The organism is Ruegeria sp. HKCCA4633, assembly GCF_013034605.1.
Lineage (GTDB): Bacteria > Pseudomonadota > Alphaproteobacteria > Rhodobacterales > Rhodobacteraceae > Ruegeria.
The window spans coordinates 218,757-244,670 of the sequence record NZ_WQGJ01000006.1; the positions used below are offsets into that span (position 1 = coordinate 218,757).

The window sequence follows — 25,914 nt, forward strand, 5'->3', positions numbered from 1 at the left end:
ATATTCAGAATTTTCAGAATAACCACCGACTTGTAACTCTTTGAAAAAAGCAAAAAGACTGAGGGTCGGAATGGAAACGCGGCGAAGATCTGTCGTGAAAGCAATCGTTTGGAATGTCATGGGGCTTGTCACCATGACCGTTGTAGGGCTGATTGCCACGGGCTCGGCCACTGTGGGCGGGGTTGTGGCGCTGGTGAACACCGCCATTGGCCTGACCATGTACGTGATTTACGAAAGGGTGTGGGCGGGCATCTCGTGGGGGCGCAATGGCTAAGCGACCCACATCCCAATCCCCTGAATGGGGCACGTTTTTCCTGATCATGGCCTGTTATGCGGCGTGGCTTGCGGGGTTGTTCTGGTTGGCGGATGTTTCGTTGTGGTTGGCGGTGCTGGCCTTGGGCCTGGTTGCGGCCCTGCATTCGTCACTGACACATGAGGTCCTTCACGGGCACCCGTTTCAAGCCAAATGGCTGAATGAGGCGTTGATGGTGCTGCCGCTGACGCTTTTCATCCCGTACAACCGCTTTCGGGATCTGCATCTGGCGCATCATCAGGATGCAGCGTTGACCGATCCATATGACGACCCGGAATCGAACTATTTGGATCCCAAGGTCTGGTCGAAGTTGCCACGCGGTCTGCAAATGCTGCTGGCGGGCAACAACACGCTGCTTGGCCGCATGTTATTGGGCCCGGCCATCGGACAAGTTCTGTTTCTGCGAGACGAATGGCTAGGCGCGCGGCATTGGGACAAGGATATCCTGTTGGCCTGGGCGTTGCACCTGCCGGGCGTGGCGGTGGTACTGTGGATTGTTGCCCAGTCGGCCATGCCGGTCTGGGCCTATCTGATCTCGGCCTATATCGGGCTGGGGCTGCTGAAAATCCGTACGTTCCTTGAGCACCGCGCGCATGAAAAATCCCGGGCACGTACAGTCATCATCGAAGATCGGGGACCCCTGGCATTTCTGTTTCTGAACAATAACCTGCACGTGGTTCATCACATGAACCCAAGCGTCCCGTGGTATCGCTTGCCACAACTGTATCGGGACGGAAAAGACAAGTATCTGGCTTGTAATGAGGCATATGTATACCGGTCTTATGCGCAGATTTTCCGGCAGTACTTGTGGCGCGCGAAAGACCCCGTGCCGCATCCGCTCTGGCCAAAGTCCTGATTTGACGACACAACGGGTGGCATGAGTCTCTGGATCCCTGTCACCATCGCCGCCGCCAGTTTTCAAACTGTGCGTTTCATGCTGCAAAAATCGCTGAGCAGCGTGAAACTATCTGCGGCTGGCGCAACGTTTGCGCGCTTTGCCTATTCCATACCGTTGGCCGTCGCAGGGTTGCTGGTCGCTTTGCAGGTAACGGGGGCAATCCTGCCAACGCTCAGCCCATTGTTCTGGATATACGCGGTGATCGGCGGGACGGCGCAGATACTTGCGACGATTTGTGTGGTGGCGCTGTTCAAACAGCGCAACTTTGCGGTGGGGATCACCTTCAAGAAAACCGAAGTGATTCAAACCGCGATTGTCGGCTTTCTAGTTCTGGGGGATCGCGTGTCAGCGGGCGCGCTGGTGGCTATTCTGTTGGGTCTTGCCGCAGTTCTGCTGCTGTCGAAAACACCCGGTGGTGACGGGGCATTGTGGCGGCATCTGACCAACAGGGCCTCAAAATTGGGGCTTGGTTCGGGTGTTTTGTTTGCCTTTTCCTCCGTCAGCTATCGCGGCGCCTCGCTGCAACTGGGCGACTTGGACGCATGGTTCAGGGCATTGGTCACTTTGGCTGCCGTTGTGACGTTTCAGTTCCTCAGCATGGGGCTTTGGCTGTTGTGGCGCGATCGGTCCGAGTTGATCGCAGTCTGGCAAACGCGATCTACTGGAGTCTTTGTCGGGCTGACAAGTTTGGGCGGGTCGTTTTGCTGGTTCTGGGCGTTCACTTTGCAAAACGCAGCGTATGTAAAAGCGCTGGGGCAGATCGAACTGCTTTTCAGCTTGATGGCCTCGACATTGTTCTTCCGCGAAACGATCACCCGGCGAGAGATCGCCGGAATGACCTTATTGGGGCTTTCGATACTGGCGCTGGTGCTGGCAATTTAGCCAGCACGACGCTCATCAAAGCTAAGAGCGATAAAGCTGGGCAGATGATCACCCATCCCCACAACAACCGGACCGTTATCGGCCTTGCGGCCTCGACCGCGTCCTTTCGGTTCGCGCTCTTTCCGGTTGTCCTTCGAGCCTTCCTGTTCCTTGGCCCTTTTCTCGGGCTTCGGTTTCTCAGACTTGGGTTTTTCAGGCTTGGGCTCTTCTTTGACCGGATTGTCGATGCGCGGGATGTCTTTCTGGATCAGCTTTTCGATTGCATCCAAAGCCTTCTCATCGCGGCCCGAGCAAATAGTGATGGCCTTGCCTTCGCGCCCGGCACGACCGGTGCGACCAATGCGGTGAACGTAATCCTCGGCATGGCCAGGTACGTCGAAATTGAACACGTGACTGACCGAAGGAATATCCAGGCCACGCGCAGCGACATCCGAGGCCACCAGCAGGCGTAGCGACCCATCGCGGAAGCCGTCCAGCGTTTTCATGCGCTGCGACTGGTCCAGATCACCGTGGATCGCGGCGGCGTTATAGCCGTATTTCTTCAGCGATTTTGCGCAGATATCCACATCTGTCTTGCGGTTGCAGAAGATGATCGCGTTGGTGCATTTCTCACCTTCGGCATCGATCAGCGCACGCAGAACCTTGCGTTTGTTGCTGGCCTCACGATCGCGGCGACCGCCCTTGAACATGACGACGCCCTGTTCAATGGTCTCGGATGCGGTGGCCTGACGGGCAACCTCGATCCGGGCAGGGGCGGACAGGAATGTGTCGGTGATACGCTCGATCTCAGAAGCCATTGTGGCCGAGAAGAACAGGGTCTGGCGCGTGAACGGTGTCAGCGAAAAGATCCGTTCGATATCAGGGATAAATCCCATGTCCAGCATCCGGTCGGCTTCGTCCACCACCATGATCTGAACACCAGTCAGCAACAGCTTGCCGCGTTCAAAATGGTCCAGTAGGCGACCCGGCGTGGCGATCAGAACGTCAACGCCCCGGTCGATCAGCGCCTCTTGTTCCTTGAAACTGACCCCGCCGATCAACAGCGCTTTGGTCAGTTTCAGGTGCTTGGTGTATGTGTCGAAATTCTCGGCCACCTGCGCGGCGAGTTCCCGTGTCGGGCACAGAACCAGCGAACGCGGCATGCGTGCACGGGCGCGACCACGGGCCAGCAGGGTGATCATCGGCAGGGTAAAGCTGGCGGTTTTGCCAGTGCCGGTCTGCGCAATCCCCAGAACATCGCGACCTTCCAGAGCAGGTGGAATCGCACCTTCCTGGATCGGAGTGGGGGTTTCGTATCCGGCTTCCTCAATGGCTTTGAGGACCTTTGGGTTCAGGTTCAGTTCGTTAAACTTTGTCATGTAAGTCCGGTTTTTGCGGACACTTGACCTGGCCCGCGCGTCAAAGATGTGCCGGGCCCGGATGGCCATGCGCGCAATGCGCCTATTCGGCTTGGGGGCGGACATAACAAAAACGTAGGTCAGGGTCAAATGAAGTCCGCTTAGTGCGGGGCACGCAAAATGTTCGCGGGATTTTCCGCAACAATTCAGCAGGTTCCGGGGAAGTGTTTCTCCAGTTTTTCGTCCAGAGCCAATGGGCGGTGACGCAGTAGGTTGTGCTGTTCCAAACGGGCACGGACTTCGGGGTCTGCTCCGCTCATCTCATCGTAAAACGCGCGCAGCCCGTCTTTGCCTTGTTCGGCTTCGATCCAGTTGAGCAGTTCATTTTTGTTCAAACCACCCTGTTCGCGCGGTACGTTGGGTGCCATGCCTGCCTGATACGAGCCGCGATCAATACGAAACTGGTAATGTCCGATCCAGTGGTCCCAATCCGGTGCGTGCCGGTGGCACAGCTCGACCTCGGGCAACTCGTATTTGCAAGGCAGTAGCTTTTTGTTCTGAAACAGGTTGTGGATGCGGAAGTTCAGGTATTTCAGGCCAGTGCGAACGAACAGCTTGCCCTGCACATGGCTGAGAAAACCACCCAGAACAAACGCGCCATAGGTCGGGTAAATTGCTTCGACCAACGCCTCGCGGTTGGGCCCCTGCGGAATGTGTGCCTTATAAAGATCGTCACCGCCAGCCAGGGCTTCCATAGGGCGGACGCGTGCGGCGTTGAGGTTGGGCGGCACGTTGCCCAGCACTTCGGCGATCGGGGTCGGGGACCAAAGAAACTCGTCTACATCGATATGCGTCAGCCAATCCAGGGGCGTGTTGCGATAGGCAAATGTCGCGTGAACCGTCTGACGGACCTGATGCTTTTCCGGCCTTGCGCGACCTCGCTTTTCCCAAAACGCATCGTCGCAGACCCGCACGCGCACTTTGGGGTGCATCCTGAGCGCCCGAAAGGTGCGCCGGTTGGGTTCGTCCATGTAGATATACATAAAGTCCGCGCCCAGTTCGAGGTGATGGGCCACGAACCGCAATACGTTCTCGGTCGGGCCCCGAACCATCGAGACGATGCCCCAGGTGCTCATGCGCGCGTCGCGCGCGCGTCGCGCATCCGTTGCAGGCGGCGAAAGACACCGCCTGGGTCTTTGTTGAGTTCCGTCATCAGATGATCGACCAACGGCGCGATGGTCGGGTCGTGCATCGCTCGGGTCCAAATTGGGGCGATAAGATTGATGTCCAACCCGCCTTTTTCAAAGGAAAAACCCTTCATTTCGAAGGGTAAATCCACATGGTTTTTGTCCTCGAACCGAAAGGGTGTATCCGGGGCCAGGCCCGAGAATAGGCGTTCAAACTCGTAAAGCTTCATCAGACCAAACAACATCCGCAACGCGTGACCCACCTCGCGCTGTGTCGCCGTCTGGCCGTGGTCCGCAAATGTCTGAACCGAAGACACCAGCCAGCGCAGGTCGAGTGTGGCCAGCAGGTGATCGGACTGTTCGTCCCACAACCGGCAGAATAGGGTTGGCGCGTGGCGAGGAAAAGACCGTTTTCTAAGGTTCGAAATCAATTGCGCGTTCAGGAAGGCCAATTCCGACTGGCCGACGAATTCGCGTGCGATTTGGGCGCGTTTGCGATCCCATGTGGTGCTGCGTCCGGCCGGCACTTCGGTGGCGCTGGCTGGAACCGTGCGTTCGGCCAGATCATCCAGATCGACGTCGGGATCAGGCAGGGTGAGGGCGCCGAACTGAAACGGACTGCGCCGGTTCTCATAGCTGTCCAGCATGTCTGGCAGACCACCGGGATAGGTCAGTTCGTCGTCACTCATGCGCGCAGGATTGCACAGCCTGGTTCGGCTGCGCAATCAGCCAGTTGGATCACACCATCATCTCTTTTGTCGCAGTCAGGTTCAGAGCCGGATAGTCGCGCACGACTCGGTCGATGTCCCATTGCAGGCGCGTCAGATAGACGATGTCACCGTCATGATCATGTGCGATGTGCTGCTTGTTGGCGTTGACGAACTTCTCGACCTCGGCCTTGTCACCGCTGACCCATCGGGCCGAGGTGAATTGCGACGCCTCGAACCGAACGGGCAGACCGTATTCCATCTCGATCCGGCTGGCGAGCACTTCGAATTGCAGCGCGCCGACGACGCCGACGATAAAGCCCGACCCGATCGAGGGTTTGAACACTTTGGCCGCGCCTTCTTCGGCAAACTGCATCAGGGCTTTTTCCAGATGCTTGGCTTTCATCGGATCGCCCGCACGCACGCCCTGCAGCAGTTCCGGCGCAAACGAAGGAATACCGGTCACGCGCAGTGCTTCGCCTTCGGTCAGTGTGTCACCGATGCGCAGTTGGCCGTGGTTCGGGATGCCGATGATGTCCCCGGCCCAAGCCTCTTCCGCCAGTTCGCGGTCGGATGCAAGGAATAGCACTGGGTTCGAGATCGCCATTGGCTTTTTGGACCGCACATGCGTCAGTTTCATACCACGTTTGAAGTGACCTGAAGCCATACGGACAAAGGCAACCCGGTCGCGGTGCTTGGGGTCCATATTGGCCTGAACCTTGAAGACAAAGCCTGCGACTTTCTTTTCATCGGGCGCAATCTGACGCGGTTCAGCTGACTGAACTTGCGGCTGTGGGCCATAAGCACCGATACCTTCCATCAGCTCTTTGACGCCAAACGAGTTGATCGCCGAACCAAACCAGATCGGGGTCATGTGACCTTCTAAAACCGCCTGCGGGTCAAGTGCTGGCAGCAGTTCACGCGCCATCTCGACCTCTTCCAGCAGCTTTTCCAGAAGATGCTCGGGCACATGTTCGGCCAATTTCGGGTCGTCCAACCCGTTGATTTCGATGCTTTCCGCCACCCTGTTGCGGTCTGCGCGGTCCATCAGTTCCAAACGGTCGCGCAGCATGTCGTAACAGCCGATGAAATCACGGCCCACGCCAATCGGCCAGGCCGCAGGCGTAACGTCGATGGCCAGCATTTCCTGAATCTCGTCGATGATCTCGAACGTATCGCGGCTTTCCCGGTCCATCTTGTTACAGAAGGTCAGGATCGGAAGATCGCGTAGACGGCAAACCTCGAACAGTTTCTGCGTCTGGCTTTCCACACCTTTCGCACCATCGATCACCATGACGGCCGCGTCCACCGCAGTCAGCGTGCGATAGGTATCCTCGGAAAAGTCCGAGTGACCGGGCGTATCCACCAGATTGAAGCGGAAATTGTCATAGTCGAACGACATCGCCGATGCCGAGACCGAGATGCCCCGATCCTTTTCCATCTGCATGAAGTCAGACCGTGTCCGCCGTGCCTCGCCCTTGGCGCGCACCTGACCGGCCATCTGGATCGCGCCCCCGTAAAGCAGGAACTTTTCCGTCAGCGTCGTCTTGCCCGCATCCGGGTGCGAGATGATGGCGAATGTCCGGCGGCGGGCAATCTCGGGCGGCAGGGTGGGTTGGTTCGAGGTATCAAGCATGAGCGCGCGTATATGCGGGGAAATCTGCCGAAGCAAGACAAAGGGGGTGGTTCGAATCGTGAGGGTATGGCAATAAGAACATATAGTGAACAAATAATGGAGAGGATCAATGAATTTGAAAGAGATTGCAGACGAACTGGTCGCCGGATGCCGTGAGGATCGCGCCAAGGAAAACCTGTCAAAGCTATACGCTCCGGATGCTGTTTCGGTCGAAGGGCAGGATTTTCAGGGAATGGGGCGCGAAACCCACGGTGTGGAAGCCATACGTGGCAAGCATGAGTGGTGGGAAAGTGCCCATGAAGTCTCAGGGGCTTCCGTCAGTGACCCGTTTCCCCATGGTGACGACCGTTTTGCCGTGATTTTCGAAGTGCAGGGCACTGTGAAAGAAACCGGCGAAGCCTTTGATATGCGCGAGGTGGCCGTTTACCACGTGGCCGACGGCAAAATCGTGCGGGAAGAGTTCTTTTACTGATCAACGATCCGTTTCTGGTCTTCCCTGTCTGGCCGGTGCTAGACATGCGGCAATGACTGACAGGGAGGATCCGATGGATCTGGGAATTCAAGGAAAGCGCGCGCTGGTTTGCGCCAGCAGCAAGGGATTGGGGCTGGGCTGCGCAGAGGCTCTGGCAGAAGCGGGCGTTGATCTGGTGATGAACGCCCGTGGTTCTGACGCGTTGGAGGCTGAGGCCGCGCGACTTAGGTCAGAGTACGGCGTCGAGGTGCAAGCCGTCGCGTGTGACGTGACAACTGCCGAGGGTCAGGCCCAGGTGATCGAAGCCGCGCAGGGCGTTGATATTCTTGTGACAAATGCAGGTGGTCCCCCTCCGGGGCTGTGGTCAGACTGGGATCGTGATGATTTCATTGAGGCGTTGGATGCCAACATGCTAACGCCAATAGCGTTTATGAAAGCACTGTTGCCCGGAATGATTGACAAAGGATGGGGGCGTGTCGTCAACATCACTTCACAGTCGGTGCGTGCTCCGATCCCGGCCTTGGGTTTGTCGAATGCAGCGCGTACGGGGCTGACTGGATACGTGGCGGGTACGTCGCGTCAGGTTGCGCCCTTTGGGGTCAATATCAACAACCTGTTGCCGGGCATTCATGCCACCGATCGGGCGGATTCTTTGGATGGCAGTGTCGCAGCGCAACAAGGTATTTCGATCGATCAAGCGCGTGCAAATCGAGCCGCCACTATCCCTGCACGTCGTTACGGTACACGGCAGGAATTTGGTGCTGCTTGCGCGTTTCTCTGCTCGAAACAGGCGGGTTTCATAGTTGGGCAGAACATTCTGCTGGACGGTGGCGCCGGAAACATGACGATGTAAAGATGGCTCAGAATTTCTCTTTAAAAGACCAGTTGTTTAATGCGGAAAAAACCCGCTATCTCGCGGGGTTGTTTGATGCAGCTGACGCGTCTTTTGATGCCGAGGCGTTTCATGCGCAGGTTATGTCGCGCCTGCTGAAACTGGAACTGAAAGAGAGAATGGTGTGGATTTCAGACTGCCTGCAACAGGCAGTGCCGGGCGATTTACCAGCGGTTGCCCCTGTCATCCTGCGCGCTTTGCCGCCGCCTTTGGACCCCTCGAAGACAGATGATGATTTCGGGGATTTCATTTTTGGACCGTTGGGCGAGTGGGTTGCAGAGATCGGGCTGGATCACGTTGATCTGGCTTTGGATGTGCTGGAAGAGTTGACCCAGCGGTTTTCCATGGAATGGGCCATTCGCCCGTTTCTGAACCATGATCCAGACGCCGTACTAAAGCGAATGCAGACATGGTGCAGCCATGACAGCTATCATGTGCGCCGGTTGGTGAGCGAGGGCACGCGGCCCCGGTTGCCTTGGGGACAGGGGATTGGTCTTGATCTGGCAGATCCGCTGCCGCTGTTGGACCGGCTGCACGGGGACGGCACACGCTATGTTACCCGGTCTGTGGCCAATCATTTGAACGACATCACCAAGAAAAACCCTGATCTGGTTCTGGAACGCTTGGAAAAGTGGCGCGCTGATGGACGGCAGAACGTGGCTGAGTTGGACTGGATGACCTCACATACGTTGCGCGGACTGGTCAAAGCAGGACACCCCGAGGCGATGAAGGTTTTGGGGTATGACCCTGAGGCCAAGGTGGCGGTGTCAGTGGATCTGACCTCAGAGGCCCGGATAGGCGGGGCGCTGGAGTTTTCAGTTGCCCTGACCGGCGCAGGCGAGCAGCCTGTTCTGGTGGATTATATCGTTCATTTCCAACGTCCTGGTGGAAAAATCTCAGCCAAAGTGCACAAACTCAAACAGGCGTCGCTTAAAAATGGCCACTTGCACCTGAGCAAACGACACAAGCTGAAGGGCGACGCCACAACGTTCAAACTGGTGCCCGGCGCACATCGGCTTGAGGTGCAGGTGAACGGCAAGGTCCGCGCGGGCGTGGATTTCGAATTGCTGGGCTCGACCTGAAAAGAAACACTCACGCTTTTGTCAAAAGCAAAGGCTTTGGATTGCTTGGCGCGGCTTGCTGCATTACCTGCGAAGAAACCATGTTTGAGGGGAAGACTGCGATGAAGCACGAGTCGGTGCAGAATTACTATGGTGAGGTCCTGCAAAGCAGCGCGGACTTGCAGACCAACGCGTGCTGTACGCCTGATGACATGCCGGATCATGTCAAAAAGATCCTTTCGAAAATCCATGACGACGTGCTGACTCGGTATTACGGCTGCGGTCTGATCGCGCCTCTGGATCTCGAGGGCATGTCGATCCTCGATCTGGGCTGCGGCGCGGGGCGTGACGTCTATGCCTTGTCGGCTATGGTGGGTGAAAACGGGCGGGTTGTCGGTGTGGACATGACGCCCGAGCAATTGGACGTTGCCCGTGCGCATCAGGACTATCACGCCCAAGCCTTTGGCCACGCCAAAAGCAATGTAGAATTCCATCACGGTTATATCGAAAAGCTGGATGAGCTGGATTTGGAGCCCGGATCGTTCGACATCATAGTGTCGAACTGCGTGATCAACTTGGCGACCGACAAGGATGCGGTTCTGCGCGGAGCGTATCGGCTGCTGAAAGAGGGTGGCGAGATGTACTTCTCGGACGTTTACGCAGACCGCCGTATCCCGCAGGCGATGGCCGAGGATGAAGTGCTGTACGGCGAATGCCTGTCGGGCGCGTTGTACTGGAATGATTTCCTGTCGATGGCCCGTAAGGCCGGTTTCGGTGATCCACGACGCGAGACTCACCGTCCGTTGACTATCGAAAATCCCGTGCTCGAAGCACGTGTGGCACCGCTTAAGTTCCTGTCGGCCACGTATCGATTGTTCAAACTACCCGCGCTGGAGCCGGCTTGCGAAGACTATGGGCAGGCGGTGGTCTACAAGGGCACCGTGCCCAACGCACCGCATGAGTTTGTTCTGGACGATCACCACATCATCGAAACCGGCAAGGTCTTTCCGGTCTGTGGCAACACGTGGATGATGTTGCAGGATACGCGTTTCGCGCGGCACTTTGATTTTATCGGTGATTTCTCGACCCATTACGGCATCTTCGAAGGCTGCGGTGGCGAAAGCCCGTTCGAAGCCGTGGGTGAGACAGCATCTTCGGGCGGTGGTTGCTGCTGATCCCTTGCACCTGAGGGGCGGGGTTGCTATCCCCGCCTAAGCCCGATGGATTTGATCGGGAAAGGCAATTGGGGTCCATCGGTGACAGGTAACGTAACTCCTCCACGTCTGGCAATTCGCAACATTATCCGCCGGTTCGAAGGGCGGGTTGTGGTGGATGATGTGTCGCTGACCGTGCAGGCGGGCAAGGTGACGTGTTTGCTGGGGCCTTCGGGCTGCGGCAAATCCACGACGCTGCGTATGATCGCCGGGGTCGAGATGCAGGACTCGGGCGAGATATACGTAGATGGCAAGCTGATCTGCGACACGGTTTTCCGGGTGCCGCCGGAACGGCGTGAGATTGGCTTGATGTTTCAGGATTTCGCGCTGTTCCCACATTTGAGCGTGGCCAATAATGTGGCGTTTGGCTTGAAGGGCAGCAAGGATGAAAAACGCGCCCGGGTTGAAGAACTGCTGCGTAAAGTAGACCTGATGCGCTTCATCGACGGATTTCCGCATCAGTTATCGGGCGGGGAGCAGCAGCGTGTGGCACTGGCCCGCGCATTGGCGCCGCGCCCCCGGATCATGTTGATGGACGAGCCGTTTTCCGGCCTCGACAACCGCCTGCGTGATGGCATTCGGGACGAAACGCTGTCTATCCTCAAGGAAGAGGACGCTGCCGTTCTGCTGGTCACGCACGAGCCGGAAGAGGCGATGCGCATGGCGGATGAGATTGCGCTGATGCGACGTGGTAAGGTGGTGCAGCAAGGCGCGCCCTATAACGTTTACACCCGACCAGCGGATAAAGCCGCCGTGGCCTTTTTCAGTGATGTCAACGTGTTGCGAGCGCAAGTGAATGGGGCTTTGGCTGATACGCCGTTTGGTCAGTTTCTTGCGCCCGGCATCCCGGACGGAACGGATGTCGAAATTGTATTCCGCCCGCAGCATGTCAAACTGGATTTTGACCGCAACGGAAAGGGACCTTTGCCCACGCCGACAGATGGTGTGGCTGCGCGGGGTGTAGTCGAGCGCGCGCGTTTTTTGGGAAATGAGAGCCTTGTCGAGTTCCGCATGGATTACGACGGCTCAATCCTCAAGGCGACGGTTCCAAATGTTTTTGTACCGGGGCTGGGTCGCGTTATGTGGCTGACCATTCGCCGTGACAAATGTTTTGTTTTCCCTGACAGCAAAAGCTGATCTGACGATTTCCGCCTGAGTGGTGCGCGAAAGCCTCAGAATGCAGGCCCGCGTCGCTTGCCGCAACGCAGACCGGGGTCTATCAAGGGCCAAACGCGGGGGTAAATCGAGCACATGCGTATTCTTCTGACCAATGACGACGGAATCAATGCTCCGGGCTTGATCACGCTTGAGGCAATCGCAGCCGAACTTGCCGGACCGGATGGCGAAGTTTGGGTGGTTGCGCCTGCCTTCGAGCAATCCGGGGTCGGGCATTGTATTAGCTATACCCATCCCACGATGATCGCCAAGCTCAGCGAGCGACGCTATGCGGCCGAAGGGTCGCCTGCGGACTGTGTATTGGCTGGGTTGCATGATGTAATGGTGGACTGCCCGCCGGATTTGGTCTTGTCGGGCGTAAACCGGGGCAACAACTCGGCTGAGAACACACTTTACTCAGGAACCATTGGTGGTGCGATGGAAGCGGCGCTGCAAGGCGTGCCGGCAATTGCACTGTCTCAGTATTTCGGCCCACGTAACCTGGGGTTGGATGATCCATTTGAGGGCGCTGCGCGCTTTGGCGCCGACCTGGTCCGGCGTATTCTGGATGCCACTCCGGTAGAGCAGGGTGATTACCGCTTGTTCTACAACGTGAATTTCCCACCCGTTCCGGCAGATGAGGTGCTGGGCACACGCGTAGCGGCACAGGGTTTCCGGCGTGATACACATTTCTCGGTCGAGCCACACAGTTCGCCCTCGGGGCGGCGGTTCCTGTGGATCAAGGGCGGTTATCAGCACAACCCGACGGCGCCGGGCACCGATGCGGCGGTCAATTTGGAAGGTTACATTTCGGTCACGCCGATGCGCGCCGACTTGACCGCGCATGACATGCTGGAGGCATTGAAGGCAGTCGAATGAGCGGACTGGACCCCGAAACCGTAATGCAGTTCCTCTTTGCCTTGCGCAAAAGGGGCGTGACCGATGCGCGTGTTTTAGCGGCTATGGAGCAGGTGGATCGGGGGCGGTTTGTCACTGGCCTGTTTGCGGATCGCGCTTACGAGGACATGCCGCTGCCAATCGCCTGCGGTCAGACAATCAGCCAGCCTTCGGTTGTCGGGCTGATGACACAGGCGCTGGATGTGCGGGCGCGGGACACCGTGCTCGAGATCGGAACCGGCTCGGGCTATCAGGCGGCGATCCTGTCGAAACTGGCGCGCCGTGTCTATACCGTCGAACGTCACCGGCGGCTGGTGAGCGAAACGGGCAAGCTGTTTACCGATTTGGGCCTGACCAATGTCACCGCCATGTTGTCTGATGGATCCTTCGGTTTACCGGAACAGGCACCGTTTGATCGGATCATTGTGACAGCCGCAGCCGAGGACCCTCCGGGCCCGCTCTTGGCGCAGCTTAAAATCGGGGGTATTATGGTTTTACCCGTGGGGCAGTCGGATGCGGTGCAGCAGTTGATCAAAGTGACACGCACTGAAACCGGTCTGGACTATGATGAATTGACGTCAGTTCGTTTTGTGCCTCTGCTTGAGGGACTTGGGAAGGACGAGAAGTAACAGGCTTTGTGAGTTGGTCGCCGGAACCCCGGAAAACAGGGGCAGGCTTTGAGGACAGAATTATGAAAGCAGTATCCAAATCATCTATGCGCCGCTGTGCAACCGGACTGGTCGCTGTGGCAGTTCTGGCCGGGTGTGAAGGGCCTCTGGACTATGATTTGCGCGGGCAAGTCGGCGGGTTCTCGACCACCGATGCGGCGCTGTCGGCCACTACGTCGCGGCCCAAACCGGACAGTCGGGGCGTGATCACCTATCCTAACTATCAGGTTGTCGTCGCCCGACGAGGCGACACGGTGCGGGACGTAGCCGCACGGGTGGGCCTGCCGGAAGAGGAATTGTCACGCTTTAACGGTCTGCAGACAACCGACACCTTGCGCGAAGGCGAAGTGCTGGCGCTGCCGCGGTCAGTGGGTGCAGGAAGCGGAGTAGATATCGCCTCGGTGGCCGGAAATGCAATCGATCAGGCCCCGGATACAAACTCGGTTCAGACAACGACGTTGGAACCTGCGAAACCAGCGACATCCCCGGCTCCAGTGACCTCGGGGCCGGAGCCGGTTCGGCACAAGGTGAAGAGGGGCGAGACAGCCTATACCATCTCGCGGCTCTATCAGGTGCCGGTTGAAGCCTTGGCGGAATGGAACGGGTTGGGGCCAGATTTCACCGTGCGCGAAGGTCAGTTTCTGCTGATCCCGGTCAAGAACCAACCAGCGCCAAGGCAAAGCGCTGCTGCCGCAGCACCTGTTGCGGCAACGGAAGTGACCGAGCCGGGGCAGGGCTCGCCCACGCCGACGCCGCCAAGCGCAACGCAGCCTCTGCCTGAAGAAGATGTCGCGCCGCTGGCCGAGGCCCCCGATGTGACGGCTGAAGCCCCGACCAATACGCGGTCTTCAGCTTTGTCTCTGCCGGTAAGCGGCACCATCATTCGTGGGTATAACAAAGGCAAGAATGAAGGTATCGACATCGCAGCAGCACCCGGCACGGCGGTGACGGCGGCCGACGCGGGCACTGTTGCGGCAATTACGGCGGACGCGGATCAGGTTCCGATCATCGTGGTCAAGCACAAGAACGATCTGCTGACAGTCTATGCCAATGTCGATGATATCACCGTCAAGAAAGGCGACCGAGTACGTCGTGGCCAAAAGCTTGCGCAGCTGAGGGGCGGAGACAATGCCTATGTGCATTTTGAAGTGCGCAAAGGGTTCGAGTCAGTCGATCCAGAGCCTTACCTGAAATAAGGGAAATAGCCCGTTTCGGGCCATGCTTTTCGCGCAAAGACTAGGAAAAGATTAAACCTGTCAATCGTTTGGGTCGTAGTCGCTCAGGCGTTTGCCAGGTTCATCGGCAAAGACTTCCGGCAGAGGTAAGACGGATTCGATCAGGTCGATACGGAAGACCCGGAAACCCTGACGCAGCTCGCACCAGGCCGTGAGGGTCCAGACGCGGCCCCAATACTCCATGTGCAGCGGGCGGATAGTGCGGTTGGTGAGAACCCCGTCGATTCTGCGATAGGACAAGCGGAGTTTCTGGCGTGATTTGATGGCCGCGCGGATCGGGGCCATATGTGCCAGCCCGCGGGCGGCATCGGCAAAGGGGTAGACTGCGAATTTCCACGTGTCAGCTTCGGCCACAACCTGCGTCGGTAGAACCGCGTCGATTTTGTCAGCCAGCGCGTTGGCGGCGGCTTTAAGTTCCGGGTCGGCAGCTTCCGCCACGATGGCCATGCCAAGGTTCAGCGCCTCAAGCTCGGCTGGGGTCAGGTTCAAAGGGGGCAGAGTAATCTGCTCGCGCACCATGTAGCCTACGCCGCGCTCGCCTTCGACCGGAACACCCGAAGCCACCAGCGTGTCCATGTCGCGATAGATGGTGCGGACCGACACCTCAAGCCGGTCCGCAATGTCCTTCGCACGGTGCAGTTTGCCGTCGCGCAGGATCTGGATGATATCAAATAGGCGATCCGTGCGGCGCATGTCACGCCGCCCAGACTGCGCCTAGGCAGTCATGTTCCATAGCACATTCTCGTGACGCATCTGAATGCTTTCAGGGTTGATGGCCGCCATCATACCGGCGCAAAAGTCCTGTTGTGGGAATTGTGCGGCGGCGTCCTTGGCCGCCTTCATGTCCGTCCAGATGACATAGTCAGTCCAGCGACCGTCTTCGCCCTGGCTCAACTGGCGGTTGGCAAAGCCCGGTGCGCTGCGCACAAAGGCTTCTGAGGCTTGGCTGAGCTTCACAAACTCTTCCGATGTAGTGCCATTGGCGAGGGTGAAGGTGACGATTTCAGCAACATGGGTCATTTGGGTCTCCGTTGACCAGGTTTCGATACCGTCTACTTATGCGTACCCAACTGACATAAACCTGTCAGTTGAGAAATACGAGCCCTTAGATTCTTTCAGATCACATCAAATTTTGCCTTCAATCCGCTTCTGATCTCTTTTTACAAAAAGCCTCCGGGCGTAAACACAGAGCCAGTTCATATTCCCGGCGTTCATTCGCGCCGACGAAAAAGGAGAAAAGACATGCTCAACAATATCGGCCTTCCCGGTCTTCTGCTGATCGCCGTTGTGGTTCTGGTTCTGTTTGGTCGCGGCAAGATCAGCTCGCTGATGGGCGAAGTTGGCAAAGGCATCACCGCTTTCAAAAAAGGCGTGAAGGACGGAACGGAAGAGCTGGAACAGGATGCGTCCGAGATCGCCAAGGACGTGACCCCCGAAACCGAGAAAGACAAGGCGTAAGCGCAGATGTTTGATCTGGGCTGGACCGAACTTCTGGTCATCGGCATCGTCGCCCTGATCGTTGTGGGGCCGAAGGACCTGCCGGTGCTGTTCCGCAATGTCGGGCGTTTTGTCGGCAAAGCCCGTGGCATGGCGCGCGAATTCAGCAGCGCCATGAACGAGGCTGCGGATCAGGCTGGCGTGAACGAGATCAAGAAAGGTCTCAACGCCGCCGCGAATCCTGTGGGTTCTGCCGTGGACGGTGTCAAACAAGCCGCGCAGGACATGGCAAAAAGCATCGATCCCACTAAATTCGATCCTGACAGCGAAACCGGCAAACTGGCGGCAGAACGGGCCGAGCAGGCCAAGAAAATTCAGGCCACCACAGCACGTGCCGCTGCCGAGCGCAAAGCCAAGGAAGCCGCCGACGCACTGGCCAAGGCGGAAGAGGCCGAAGCCGCGCTGAATACTGAAAGCAAGACATGAGCAAGACCGACGAGATCGAAGATACCTCGGCGCCCCTGATCGAGCATCTGGCCGAGCTGCGCACACGGTTGATACACTGTGTCGTGGCATTTCTGGTCGGTATGATCATCTGCTTTACCGTGGCCACGCCGCTTTTTAACTTTCTGACAAATCCCCTGTGCGAGGTTCTGACCGAGCGTGGACAGGATTGCGGCCTGATTTTCATCTCGCCGCAGGAAGGTTTTTTTGTGGCTATCAAGGTCTCGTTGCTGGGCGGGTTTATTCTGGCGTTTCCCTATATAGGGATGCAGATGTGGCGCTTTGTGGCGCCTGGTCTCTACAAGTCGGAAAAGAACGCGTTTTTGCCCTTCATGCTGGCCTCGCCCTTCATGTTCCTTCTGGGCGCAAGCTTTGCGTTCTATGTCGTCACGCCGCTGGCCTATGACTTCTTTCTTGGGTTTCAGCAGTTTGGCGCGGAAGGTGAAGCCGTAGCAGAAGGTGCAACCGCTGCACCCCTGAGCGTGGTTTTCCAGGGCTCAGCACAGGAATACCTGAACCTGACGATCAAGTTCATCGTGGCTTTCGGACTGTGCTTCCAACTGCCGGTTCTTTTGACCCTCATGGGCAAGGCGGGACTGGTCAGCGCCGAAGGGCTGGGTGCCGTGCGCAAATATGCCGTCGTAGGCATTCTGGTTTTGGCGGCCATTGTCACGCCCCCCGACGTGATCACGCAGGTTATTCTGTTTGTTGTGGTTTATGGTCTCTACGAAATTTCGATCTTTTTGGTAGCCCGGGTTGAACGGAAGCGAGAAGAACAATTGCGCGCCGACGGCTACTACGACGATGAAGAGGCCGAAGCGGATGAAGACCTTATGCAGGAGTTCGAAGACAAGAAGTAATCTGCTGAGAAAACAACATAGGCGCGCCACATCTGGGCGCGCCTTTTTCGTTGGTGGGCCTTGTTGCGTCAATCAGAACATGCTTTGAACCCATCAGAATTGACCGGAGGACCCGATGGACGACCAAGCTTTGAACCGCATCGCCGCTGCATTGGAACGCATGGCACCGGCGCCTCTGGCAACGCCCGATTTCAACGCGGCACCGGCTTTTGTCTGGCATGTGGAACCAGAACGTCTGGAACCGGTGGAGCAGGTCAACCGCGTCGATTTGGACTTATTGGTCGGCATCAACCGGTCGCGCGATACCTTGCTCGACAACACACGCCGGTTTGCTGCCGGGTACAAAGCGAACAACGCGTTGTTGTGGGGCGCTCGGGGAATGGGGAAGTCCAGCCTGGTAAAGGCCGTCCACGGCACGCTCAGCACGGATCACCCGGATCTGAAACTTGTAGAGCTACAGCGTGAAGATATGGCTTCAGTCGCGCGCCTGTTGAATCATCTGCGCCCCGCCCCGTACCGGTTCATCCTGTTCTGTGATGACCTGTCGTTCAGTCATGATGACCAGCACTACAAGTCGCTCAAGGCCGTTCTGGATGGAGGCATCGAAGGCCGACCCGAGAACGTGGTGTTCTATGCCACTTCGAACCGCCGTCATCTGATGCCACGGGATATGATCGAAAACGAACGCTCCAGCGCCATCAACCCATCCGAGGCGGTTGAGGAAAAAGTCTCGCTGTCCGACCGTTTCGGTCTTTGGTTGGGTTTCCATCCCTGTGATCAGGACGAATACCTTGCCATGATTGACCGGTATTGCGCGGCCTATGGTGTGTCAGCCGATGCAGATACCCTGCGGGCTGAAGCGATCGAATGGCAAGCTACGCGCGGTTCGCGCTCGGGCCGTGTCGCATGGCAGTTCTTCGTCGATCTGGCCGGGCGCAATGGCGTCCATATCGCCTGATCCCAGCTTCATCTGGCTAAAAATACCTCCGCCGGCGGCATGGCCCGATAGGGCCATTTCCTATAGCAGCGCCAGAATGCGCGCGGCTTCACTTGCCGTGCTGTTCAACGCATCCCGGTCTTCTCCGGGATGAAACCTTGCACGTACAGCGGTGGGCATCGGTGCAGGTTCGACAATTGAAACGCGCGGACCGGTGCGTTCGGTTTCCGCGGCCCAGCTACGGGCCAGAGCCATCTGCGCCGCCTTGGTGGCCCCATAGATGCCATAGAATTTTTCACCAACCTTCGGATCGTCAAAGAACACCGCGTGGCCGTTTTCACCCAGCAGGGGCGTAACGTAGGGAATCAGAACCGAGGTCGCATTGGCGTTGGTGTTAACGGCCTTTGCCCACTCTTTGGGATCAATGAAATGAGCCGGTGTCAGGGCCGAGGTATGGATCGCTGTGTGCAACCAAAGATCCACCTTGCCCCAACGGTCGTGAATTCCTCTGCACAAGGTTGCCATGGCATTTGGATCGGTGATGTCCATAGGGGCCAGCGTTGCCGACCCACCCTTGGCCTTGATCCTGTCGTCCAGCTCTTCCAGCCCGCCGGTGGTGCGGGCAACGGCGACGATATGATATTCGGGCGCCAACGCTTCGGCCAGGGCAGCGCCCAACCCGCGAGAGGCCCCGGTGATAAGGGCGATTTTGGTCTGATCGGTCATGGCTGCGGTTTGAACCCCTGCGCGCGGGGCGTCAAGTCGCGATTAGCTGCCGGGAATGGTGATCCGCTTGGTCTGGCCGCTTTGTCGCAGCACAATGCCATGTTCATCAATCGCAACAACCGTACCCGAAGCAACCCGACTGCCGGTTTTGACCTCTTTTACTCGTCCCGACGAAAGTCGCATGAGGGCCCGCATCTCGGCCTTTGGTCCAAAGACGCCAAGGACCGACACGGAGTTCTTCTTCAACGCGCCCCGCTGGGTGGCCGCGCTTTTGACTGTTGCATTCGACATGATCTGCGGCCTGGACCGTAGCCCAAACCCCTTTTAGTGAGTGGTGTGGGCCAACTACCAAAACCAAAGCGCAAGCAAAAGCGCATCACACACAGATGTCATCGAGACAAAAATGCCCTACGAAAAAGCCCCTGAGATCACACGGCATTCACCGCTGAGTTGTGGCAAAAAACCACTCATCGAAGCGGTTCGAACCGAATGCAGCCGTCACTTTGCAGAAGCGAATCGTTGGCCTTTAGCGCCGGGGGATAAAGGTGAACCCGACTAGCCAGAGGCCAGCTTTGCCGCGTTCCACGATCCGCCGGGCACCTGCATGTCTGCACGCTTCTGGCTGACGCGGCTGCTGTTTTCCAGATTGTCCAGATAATCCTCACTGACGCTGCCGGTGATATAATTGCCGTCAAAGCACGAACAGTCAAAGGCGTCGATCTCGGGGTTGCCTTCCTTGGCGGCCCAGATCAGGTCATCCAGATGCTGATAGAACAGAGCATCCGCGCCCAGTTCTTCGCGGATCTCCTCGATCTCTTTTCCGTTTGCGATCAACTCGGCCTTGGTCGGCATGTCGATGCCGTAAACGTTGGGGTATTTCACCGGGGGCGAGGCGCTTGCGACATAAACTTTCTTGGCACCTGCGTCGCGACACATCTGCACAATTTTTTTGATGGTATTGCCGCGCACGATGGAATCGTCGATCAGCAAAACGCTGTGGCCATCAAATTCCAGCGGAACGGCGTTCAACTTGCGGCGAACGGATTTCTGCCGTTCAGCCTGGCCAGGCATGATGAAGGTGCGCCCGACATAACGGTTTTTCACCAGACCTTCGCGATAGGGGATTCCGGTGATCTTGGCTGCTTCCAATGCCACGGGGCGGGCACTATCCGGTACAGGGATGATCCGGTCGATTTCCAGACCAGACTCCTGAATCTGCTTGGCCAGCGTCTGCCCCATACGCATTTGGGTTTTGTACACCGAAACCCCGTCCAGCAGTGAATCAGGACGGGCGAGGTACACGTATTCAAAGATACAGGGCGTCAGCTTGCCTTCGACGGCCTGGAATTCGTGCATGTTGCCGTCCAGATCGATCAAGATCGCTTCACCCGGGCGCAGATCGCGCAGCTTTTCAAAGCCGTTGATGCCGAAGGCTACGTCTTCTGAGGCAAACGCATAGTCATCGCCCTGGCCATCGACCTCGCGCTTTGCAACCGACAGAGGACGAATCCCAAACGGATCGCGGAAGGCCAGCATCCCGACGCCCGCGACCAGACATATCACGGAATAGGCGCCCTGAACGCGTTCCATCGTCATCTTCACACCTGCAAACAGGTTGCGGATGGGTTCCGCATTGCCGTTTACCTTGATCGCGTCCGCCACCTTGTCGGCCAAGACGTTCAACAGAATCTCGGAGTCTGAGGTGGTGCGCAGATGGCGGCTGTATTTGCCGGTAACCTTCTCGCGCTGCTCGGCAGTGTTGGTAATGTTGCCGTTGTGAACCAGATAGATGCCATAAGGCGCGTTTACAAAGAACGGCTGCGCCTCGGCCGCGCTAAGCGAACCTGCGGTGGGATAACGGACATGGCCCATGCCGACATGGCCCAGAAGGGTTTCGGCGTCCTGAGCATTGAACACGTCCTTGACCAACCCGTTGGCCTTCTTTTCCCGGAAAAACTCGCCATTGAAGGTCACGATCCCCGAGGCATCTTGACCCCGGTGCTGCAGCATAAGCAGCCCGTCATAGATCTCGGCAAACACATCATGTGTCCGGCTTGCGATTCCCAAAATCCCACACATTTACGGGGCTCCAACTTCTATGACGATTTTATCTGAGGACTGACCGCTTTTCGGAGACGGGCCGTCTGCAAAGCGTATGCGGATGTCTTGGTAGCAGGTGAAATTGACGCCAATAGGGCGACTATCATCACGACCAGCGCGCATTCATACAGAAAGAACAAGATCGGTGGCTCCGATTCCGTGGCGGGTTGGCCTCCACATAAAGCCTAATGACCGGGCTGTCATCAAAGGATCACACTCACCTATTGCCGCAGGCGGAAATATTCGCCGGAGTCGTGTTGTGACGAAGGTGATGACATGCACAGACATATATGCTGTCATGCTAAGGAGTATCCGCAAGTTTGGAGTAGTAGAGCACACAGAGGACCCGAATGTGGCAGCATAAGTCTCAACAGAACAAGCAGGAACGCATCAAACAACGGTGTCATCGCTGCCGGGGCATGGGGCGTGCGCCTTGTCAGATCTGCAACGGTGCTGGTGAAGTTGCCAAAGGTCGCGATATTCTGGGTAAACCCATCTTTAGCCGGTGCGATGGCTGTTTCGGACTGAAAACCATCCGATGCACCGTATGTGGTGGCGAAGGTTTCAACTGACCGGCATGAAAAAAGCCCGGGCCAGACCGGGCTTTTCAGTGAAAACCAAACGAAAGGGCGCTTAACCTTCGGCAGGTGCCGTTGTTGCAGGCTGGGCGTTATCTGCAGTGCAGCTGGCTACCAGCTCTTCATATTGCGCCGTAACCCAGCCCAAAGCGGCTTCGGGATTTTGTTCTTCGATCTGACCGCTGAACTGTTCGAACACCTTGGCCGAGCGGCTTTCGTCAACGATCGTGTAAGATTGGCCGGTCATGACGGTGTCGTAGACAAAGAAGGCAATCGCAACCAGCAGAATGCCGCGCGCGATACCAAAGAACAGACCAAGCGCCTGATCCAGCCCTCCCAAGGCCGAGCGTTGCACCAGTGACGAAAACAACGGCGTGAAAATGCTGACCACGATTAGCGCCACGGCAAAGACTGCAGCAAAGCCGGTGATGACCGAAAGCTCGCAACTGTCGCGTAAGAAATCTCCGACAACGGGGATCTCCTTGACCAGTGGGACGGCCTGTGGGGCAAAGATGAACGCCAGAACGGCCGCTGCGACCCAGCCTGCGATTGCAAGAACCTCGCGCATGAAGCCACGTGAGTAGGCCAATATGCCCGACACCACGATGATCAGGGCGACGACCCCGTCAATTATTGTAAAACCTTCCATGGCCCTCGCCTGTTCGTTTTCTGCCCCTCAGGGCGCGACTTTAACCTGCTCCGAAGGTTTCGCCAACAAACCCAACCAAATCAGAGGGTCGGGTGAGTGACAGACCTGCCACAGTGCCGGTTTTGCCACCTGCCGGAGCAATTGCCGCTGTGAAACCAAGTTTTTGTGCTTCTTTCAACCTGTTTTCTGTCTGCGGGGCAGGTCTAAGTGCCCCAGATAGCGAGATTTCTCCGAAAACGACGGTGTCGGCGGGCAGGGCGGTGTCTTCACGCGCGCTGAGTAACGCAGCGGCAACTGCGAGGTCGGCGGCGGGTTCAGTGACCTTTAGCCCTCCTGCCACGTTTAGATAGACATCGAGGCCTGCAAACGGGATTCCGCAACGCGCCTCGAGCACGGCAAGGATCATGGCCAGCCGCCCGCTGTCCCATCCAACGACCGTGCGGCGGGGCTGGGAATGGGGCGAAGGGGCGACAAGGGCCTGCAATTCGACCAAAACGGGGCGGGTGCCTTCGATGCCTGCAAAGACAGCTGAACCGGGGCTGGGCGTGCCTCGTTCCGACAGGAACAGGGCAGAGGGGTTCGTGACCTGAGCCAGCCCTTTGCCAGTCATCTCGAAGACACCGATCTCGTCCGCCGGGCCAAAGCGGTTCTTGACGGCGCGCAGGATGCGGAACTGGTGGCCGCGCTCGCCTTCGAAATACAGCACCGTGTCGACCATGTGTTCGACCACGCGGGGACCGGCAATCTGGCCCTCTTTCGTAACGTGGCCGACCATTATGATCGAGACACCGTGCCGTTTCGCAAATGTGGTCAGTTCATGTGCTGCGGCCCGGACTTGTGACACCGAGCCCGGCGCGCTGTCCACATTGTCGGCCCACATGGTCTGGATCGAGTCGATGATCGCCAGACCGGGCTTTTCGGCCTCAAGCGTCGTAAGGATGTCGCGCAGGTTGGTTTCTGCGGCCAGTTGCACCGGAGCATCCTCCAAACCCAGACGACGCGCACGCATCCGGACCTGAGCGCTGGCTTCCTCGCCCGAGACGTAGATGGTTTTGACGCCAGCACGCGCAAACCGGGCAGCAGCCTGCAACAGCAGCGTGGATTTACCGATGCCCGGATCTCCGCCCACAAGAAGGGCAGAGGCCGGGACCAGACCACCGCCCAATACCCGGTCAAGCTCCTCGACCCCGCAAAGGGTGCGGGGCGGCGGGGTTTCCTCGGTCGACAAATCCGTGAGTGCAATGGACTGGCCGCGTTTGCCGCCGAGGGATTTCTTGGTCGGGCCAGCCGAAAGGGGCACGTCCTGAACGATGGTGTTCCATTCGCCGCACGCGTCGCAGCGTCCGGACCACCGCGTATGTGTTGCTCCGCAGGCCGAGCAGGAGAAAGAAGTCGTTTTTGCCATGCGGCCTTTGGTGCCCGAGCTTGGGCGGTTCTTCAAGCCCTTGCAGGCTTTCCTCACCGCCGGTGGCGCGCTGCGGCCTCAGGCCCGGATGGGCCATCGCCCACAGCGGGCGCTGACGCGCCTATTCCGCCGCCCGAGGGGGAGACATTGCAACCACGCTGGACGCCTTTGAGGCGCTGTCTTTGCGTGGTGTTTGCAACTGAGTCGACAGTTCGGGCAACAGCTCGAACAGTTCATCCCGCAAGCGTGCCAATTGCGACTTGGCGATGGTCTCTTCCATTTCCACATCGCGCGTCCATTGGCGCAATTCGTTTTGGATGACCTGAGCCTCTTCCAAACGTTGCTGGAACAGCTCAATCTCTTGCTGCCGTTGTTGCAGGAACATCTGCGCCCGTTCGACCCGCGCGTCGCCATAGGTTTCGGCCAATTCCTGGCTGATCTGGCTCATTTGTGCAGCCAGTTCCAGAATCTCTGGTTCAAGCGATTGCAGGTCAGGGTGCTGGCGCAGAAACGCCATACGCTCTTTGACCGCGTCGAACTCGGAGGACATCATGAACAGCCCGCCTCGGTCAGCGGCATGGGCCATCTGATACGCGTTCGCGATGTCATGCATATCGAGGGCAAATTTGCGGTGGTTGTTTTCCAGGGCCATCATTCGTGCGTTTGCGGGCAGGTAGAATGCCAGCATTAGAATCAGTGCGGTCAGCCCGATCTGGATGAACATCCCGGCATCCGTCGCCGGTCCGTCGCCGAATCCGGCCTGCATCGAAAGCCAGGGCAACACGCCCGCAGCGGATAACATCGTGGTTGAAACGGCCAGCAGGGCCGCCATGCAAATCAGTAAAAAAGTCAATCTTAAAAAGGCATTCTGACATTGCAATGTGATGTTGTGGAGGGCGGCCATGATCGTCGAACTCCTTTTTCAAACCGGAACACACCGGGCCGAAGCGGAGGAAGATCAAACAACTTAGGGCGATCCGCTGCGGACCCGAAAACTACAAATCTTAACTGCTCGAAATATAAAGATGATACTTAGATATGTGTTTTCAATCAATTAGGTCTGAGCTTTTCGTGAACCAGATGTCATCTCTGTAATATGACCCAGTGCGATGGATGCCAGAATACAGGCCGTGAACAGATAAAGACCCCATGCGGTCTCAACGGTGGCGTAAGAGATGCCCTTGGCCAATGTGATGTAAAGCGCGATCAGAAAAATGTCGGCCATGGCCAGTTTGCCGAGGATATTCAGCGCGGGTTGGACGCGGGCATCCAGCAGGTTCCATTGGATCAGCGCGGTGCCGATGGTTTTGATGTACGGCGCGAAGAGGGCGAAGACGGTGACGATCAGTGCGAGGAAGATGTCGGATTTCCACAAGGACTGGAGCCCGGTGATGACGCTGATTTCGCTGAGGCCGAAGATCGGCAGGAACCCCGCGCGCATCAGCGGAGCGAACCACGCGATGGGGTAGAGGATCAGGAGCGAGAGGGTGGCGAGGCGGAGCAAACCTAGTTTCCTTTAGACTGGTCCGTAATCTGCCTTGGAGGGTCTTCGCGTCTAATTTGAAGTGGCTTGTTACGTTCCCCAGTAATTGCGTTTCTGATGCCCGTAATAAGGCCGATGATAGGTTCTGCTTTGTAGCTGGAATTGCCAACAGTCTCGGCTGCATCTTCGACCATACCGAGTATCTTGTGGTAGTTGCTTAACTCCCTATCAATCTCTCTGTCTACGCCCAGAAGAGCTTTAAGAACCCGATCCTTTGCCTCAGGGCTTTTCCACTCACCTCTAATTACCATCTCACGCGCTTCAGTAATTTTTTGGTGAAGCGAAATCTTGAATTCATTCGAAAGAGTAACTGAACTTTCGGTATCAAGTTCTTCTATTTCGTTCGAAGCAGACCATTGATGAAATGCGCCGCTGAATATTCTGAATTGGCGAGCAATGGAATACATAACCTGTTCCGGATCACCATCGAATTCTATCGACACATCCGGGCCAGAAATCATTCGAGAATAGGTTGGTAGGTAACCATATAGCCTCGCAAAATCATTGTAGTAACTAGATGAATATCCCTCTGCCGTGTTGATGTCGCTTTCTATGAAAGCTCTTCTTTCCGTTAAGAAAAATTGCTCAAGAAGATCAGAAATTCTTTGTTGCAAAGCAATG

At 57.3% G+C, this 25,914-nt stretch carries 29 protein-coding genes; 15 read left to right on the forward strand and 14 right to left on the reverse strand.

Going from position 1 to position 25,914, the window contains the following annotated elements:
• The first annotated feature begins 70 nt into the window (after positions 1-70).
• The 3 genes from GOV85_RS15905 to GOV85_RS15915 are packed head-to-tail and all read left to right on the forward strand — an operon-like array spanning position 71 to position 2,093.
• Positions 71-274, forward strand: coding sequence for a DUF2061 domain-containing protein (locus GOV85_RS15905; protein WP_171090445.1), 204 nt, complete (start codon positions 71-73; stop codon positions 272-274).
• Positions 267-1,169: a fatty acid desaturase gene (locus GOV85_RS15910; protein WP_171179882.1), complete on the forward strand. Its 903-nt coding sequence runs from the start codon at positions 267-269 to the stop codon at positions 1,167-1,169. Before GOV85_RS15905 ends, GOV85_RS15910 begins: the two co-directional genes overlap by 8 nt.
• A gap of 21 nt (positions 1,170-1,190) precedes the next feature.
• Positions 1,191-2,093: a DMT family transporter gene (locus GOV85_RS15915; protein ID WP_171179884.1), complete on the forward strand. Its 903-nt coding sequence runs from the start codon at positions 1,191-1,193 to the stop codon at positions 2,091-2,093.
• Here GOV85_RS15915 and GOV85_RS15920 read toward each other — a convergent pair.
• The 4 genes from GOV85_RS15920 to GOV85_RS15935 all read right to left on the reverse strand — a co-directional run bounded on the left by GOV85_RS15920 (position 2,090) and on the right by GOV85_RS15935 (position 6,960).
• A complete protein-coding gene (locus GOV85_RS15920; RefSeq protein ID WP_171179887.1) occupies positions 2,090-3,451 on the reverse strand; it encodes a DEAD/DEAH box helicase in 1,362 nt (453 codons plus the stop codon). The two genes, GOV85_RS15915 and GOV85_RS15920, sit on opposite strands and share 4 nt — an antisense overlap.
• A 185-nt stretch (positions 3,452-3,636) precedes the next feature.
• Entirely contained in the window at positions 3,637-4,566 is a 930-nt protein-coding gene (locus GOV85_RS15925; RefSeq protein WP_245223196.1) for a glycosyltransferase family 2 protein, read from the reverse strand.
• Positions 4,563-5,306 carry a hypothetical protein gene (locus GOV85_RS15930; protein ID WP_171179889.1) on the reverse strand — a complete coding sequence of 248 codons (744 nt, stop codon included), beginning with the start codon at positions 5,304-5,306 and terminating at the stop codon, positions 4,563-4,565. The genes GOV85_RS15925 and GOV85_RS15930 overlap by 4 nt, the downstream gene beginning before the upstream one ends.
• Positions 5,307-5,355: 49 nt before the next feature.
• Positions 5,356-6,960, reverse strand: a complete 1,605-nt coding sequence (locus GOV85_RS15935; RefSeq protein ID WP_171179891.1) for a peptide chain release factor 3 — start codon at positions 6,958-6,960, stop codon at positions 5,356-5,358.
• A gap of 109 nt (positions 6,961-7,069) precedes the next feature.
• On the opposite strand from GOV85_RS15935, the gene GOV85_RS15940 reads away from it, so the two are divergent.
• The 8 genes from GOV85_RS15940 (at position 7,070) to GOV85_RS15975 (ending at position 14,515) form a co-directional block, all read left to right on the forward strand.
• Positions 7,070-7,432 (forward strand): nuclear transport factor 2 family protein, encoded by a 363-nt coding sequence (locus GOV85_RS15940; RefSeq protein ID WP_171179893.1) that lies wholly within the window; start codon positions 7,070-7,072, stop codon positions 7,430-7,432.
• Between the two features lie 73 nt (positions 7,433-7,505).
• Positions 7,506-8,285, forward strand: a complete 780-nt coding sequence (locus GOV85_RS15945; RefSeq protein WP_171180074.1) for an SDR family oxidoreductase — start codon at positions 7,506-7,508, stop codon at positions 8,283-8,285.
• 2 nt (positions 8,286-8,287) lie between these two features.
• A complete protein-coding gene (locus tag GOV85_RS15950; protein WP_171179895.1) occupies positions 8,288-9,406 on the forward strand; it encodes a hypothetical protein in 1,119 nt (372 codons plus the stop codon).
• A 101-nt stretch (positions 9,407-9,507) separates the two neighbouring features.
• Complete coding sequence (locus GOV85_RS15955) at positions 9,508-10,560, forward strand: methyltransferase domain-containing protein (protein WP_171179897.1); 1,053 nt, start codon at positions 9,508-9,510, stop codon at positions 10,558-10,560.
• Positions 10,561-10,605: 45 nt separating this feature from the next.
• A complete protein-coding gene (locus GOV85_RS15960; protein ID WP_171179899.1) occupies positions 10,606-11,736 on the forward strand; it encodes an ABC transporter ATP-binding protein in 1,131 nt (376 codons plus the stop codon).
• A 114-nt stretch (positions 11,737-11,850) separates the two neighbouring features.
• Positions 11,851-12,633: a 5'/3'-nucleotidase SurE gene (gene surE / locus GOV85_RS15965; protein WP_171179901.1), complete on the forward strand. Its 783-nt coding sequence runs from the start codon at positions 11,851-11,853 to the stop codon at positions 12,631-12,633.
• Positions 12,630-13,280, forward strand: a complete 651-nt coding sequence (locus tag GOV85_RS15970; RefSeq protein WP_171179903.1) for a protein-L-isoaspartate(D-aspartate) O-methyltransferase — start codon at positions 12,630-12,632, stop codon at positions 13,278-13,280. The genes surE and GOV85_RS15970 overlap by 4 nt, the downstream gene beginning before the upstream one ends.
• 62 nt (positions 13,281-13,342) lie before the next feature.
• Positions 13,343-14,515, forward strand: a complete 1,173-nt coding sequence (locus tag GOV85_RS15975) for a M23 family metallopeptidase (RefSeq protein ID WP_171179905.1) — start codon at positions 13,343-13,345, stop codon at positions 14,513-14,515.
• A 60-nt stretch (positions 14,516-14,575) separates the two neighbouring features.
• Here GOV85_RS15975 and GOV85_RS15980 read toward each other — a convergent pair whose 3' ends face one another.
• A complete protein-coding gene (locus GOV85_RS15980) occupies positions 14,576-15,247 on the reverse strand; it encodes a YafY family protein (protein WP_171179907.1) in 672 nt (223 codons plus the stop codon).
• A gap of 21 nt (positions 15,248-15,268) precedes the next feature.
• Entirely contained in the window at positions 15,269-15,574 is a 306-nt protein-coding gene (locus GOV85_RS15985) for a hypothetical protein (RefSeq protein WP_171179909.1), read from the reverse strand.
• Positions 15,575-15,796: 222 nt separating this feature from the next.
• On the opposite strand from GOV85_RS15985, the gene GOV85_RS15990 reads away from it, so the two are divergent.
• The 4 genes from GOV85_RS15990 to GOV85_RS16005 all read left to right on the forward strand — a co-directional run bounded on the left by GOV85_RS15990 (position 15,797) and on the right by GOV85_RS16005 (position 18,313).
• On the forward strand, positions 15,797-16,012 hold the full coding sequence (locus tag GOV85_RS15990; protein ID WP_171179912.1) for a twin-arginine translocase TatA/TatE family subunit: 216 nt from the start codon (positions 15,797-15,799) through the stop codon (positions 16,010-16,012).
• Positions 16,013-16,018: 6 nt separating this feature from the next.
• Entirely contained in the window at positions 16,019-16,477 is a 459-nt protein-coding gene (gene tatB / locus GOV85_RS15995; RefSeq protein ID WP_171179914.1) for a Sec-independent protein translocase protein TatB, read from the forward strand.
• Positions 16,474-17,355 (forward strand): twin-arginine translocase subunit TatC, encoded by an 882-nt coding sequence (tatC, locus tag GOV85_RS16000; RefSeq protein WP_171179916.1) that lies wholly within the window; start codon positions 16,474-16,476, stop codon positions 17,353-17,355. Before tatB ends, tatC begins: the two co-directional genes overlap by 4 nt.
• Positions 17,356-17,470: 115 nt before the next feature.
• Complete coding sequence (locus tag GOV85_RS16005; protein WP_171179918.1) at positions 17,471-18,313, forward strand: ATP-binding protein; 843 nt, start codon at positions 17,471-17,473, stop codon at positions 18,311-18,313.
• Positions 18,314-18,373: 60 nt separating this feature from the next.
• Here GOV85_RS16005 and GOV85_RS16010 read toward each other — a convergent pair whose 3' ends face one another.
• The 8 genes from GOV85_RS16010 to GOV85_RS16045 form a co-directional block, all read right to left on the reverse strand.
• On the reverse strand, positions 18,374-19,018 hold the full coding sequence (locus tag GOV85_RS16010; RefSeq protein ID WP_171179920.1) for an SDR family oxidoreductase: 645 nt from the start codon (positions 19,016-19,018) through the stop codon (positions 18,374-18,376).
• A gap of 42 nt (positions 19,019-19,060) precedes the next feature.
• On the reverse strand, positions 19,061-19,309 hold the full coding sequence (locus tag GOV85_RS16015; RefSeq protein ID WP_171179922.1) for a hypothetical protein: 249 nt from the start codon (positions 19,307-19,309) through the stop codon (positions 19,061-19,063).
• A 264-nt stretch (positions 19,310-19,573) separates the two neighbouring features.
• Positions 19,574-21,097, reverse strand: coding sequence for an amidophosphoribosyltransferase (gene purF, locus GOV85_RS16020; protein WP_171179924.1), 1,524 nt, complete (start codon positions 21,095-21,097; stop codon positions 19,574-19,576).
• Between the two features lie 654 nt (positions 21,098-21,751).
• Positions 21,752-22,345, reverse strand: a complete 594-nt coding sequence (locus tag GOV85_RS16025; RefSeq protein ID WP_171179926.1) for a CvpA family protein — start codon at positions 22,343-22,345, stop codon at positions 21,752-21,754.
• Between the two features lie 40 nt (positions 22,346-22,385).
• Complete coding sequence (gene radA, locus GOV85_RS16030) at positions 22,386-23,750, reverse strand: DNA repair protein RadA (RefSeq protein ID WP_171179928.1); 1,365 nt, start codon at positions 23,748-23,750, stop codon at positions 22,386-22,388.
• A gap of 121 nt (positions 23,751-23,871) precedes the next feature.
• On the reverse strand, positions 23,872-24,654 hold the full coding sequence (locus tag GOV85_RS16035; RefSeq protein WP_171179931.1) for a DNA repair protein: 783 nt from the start codon (positions 24,652-24,654) through the stop codon (positions 23,872-23,874).
• Positions 24,655-24,804: 150 nt separating this feature from the next.
• The gene (locus tag GOV85_RS16040; protein ID WP_171179933.1) at positions 24,805-25,254 is read right to left on the reverse strand and encodes a paraquat-inducible protein A; all 450 of its coding nucleotides are present in this window, start codon (positions 25,252-25,254) and stop codon (positions 24,805-24,807) included.
• Between the two features lie 2 nt (positions 25,255-25,256).
• On the reverse strand, positions 25,257-25,907 hold the full coding sequence (locus tag GOV85_RS16045) for a hypothetical protein (protein ID WP_171179935.1): 651 nt from the start codon (positions 25,905-25,907) through the stop codon (positions 25,257-25,259).
• Positions 25,908-25,914: the final 7 nt, after the last annotated feature.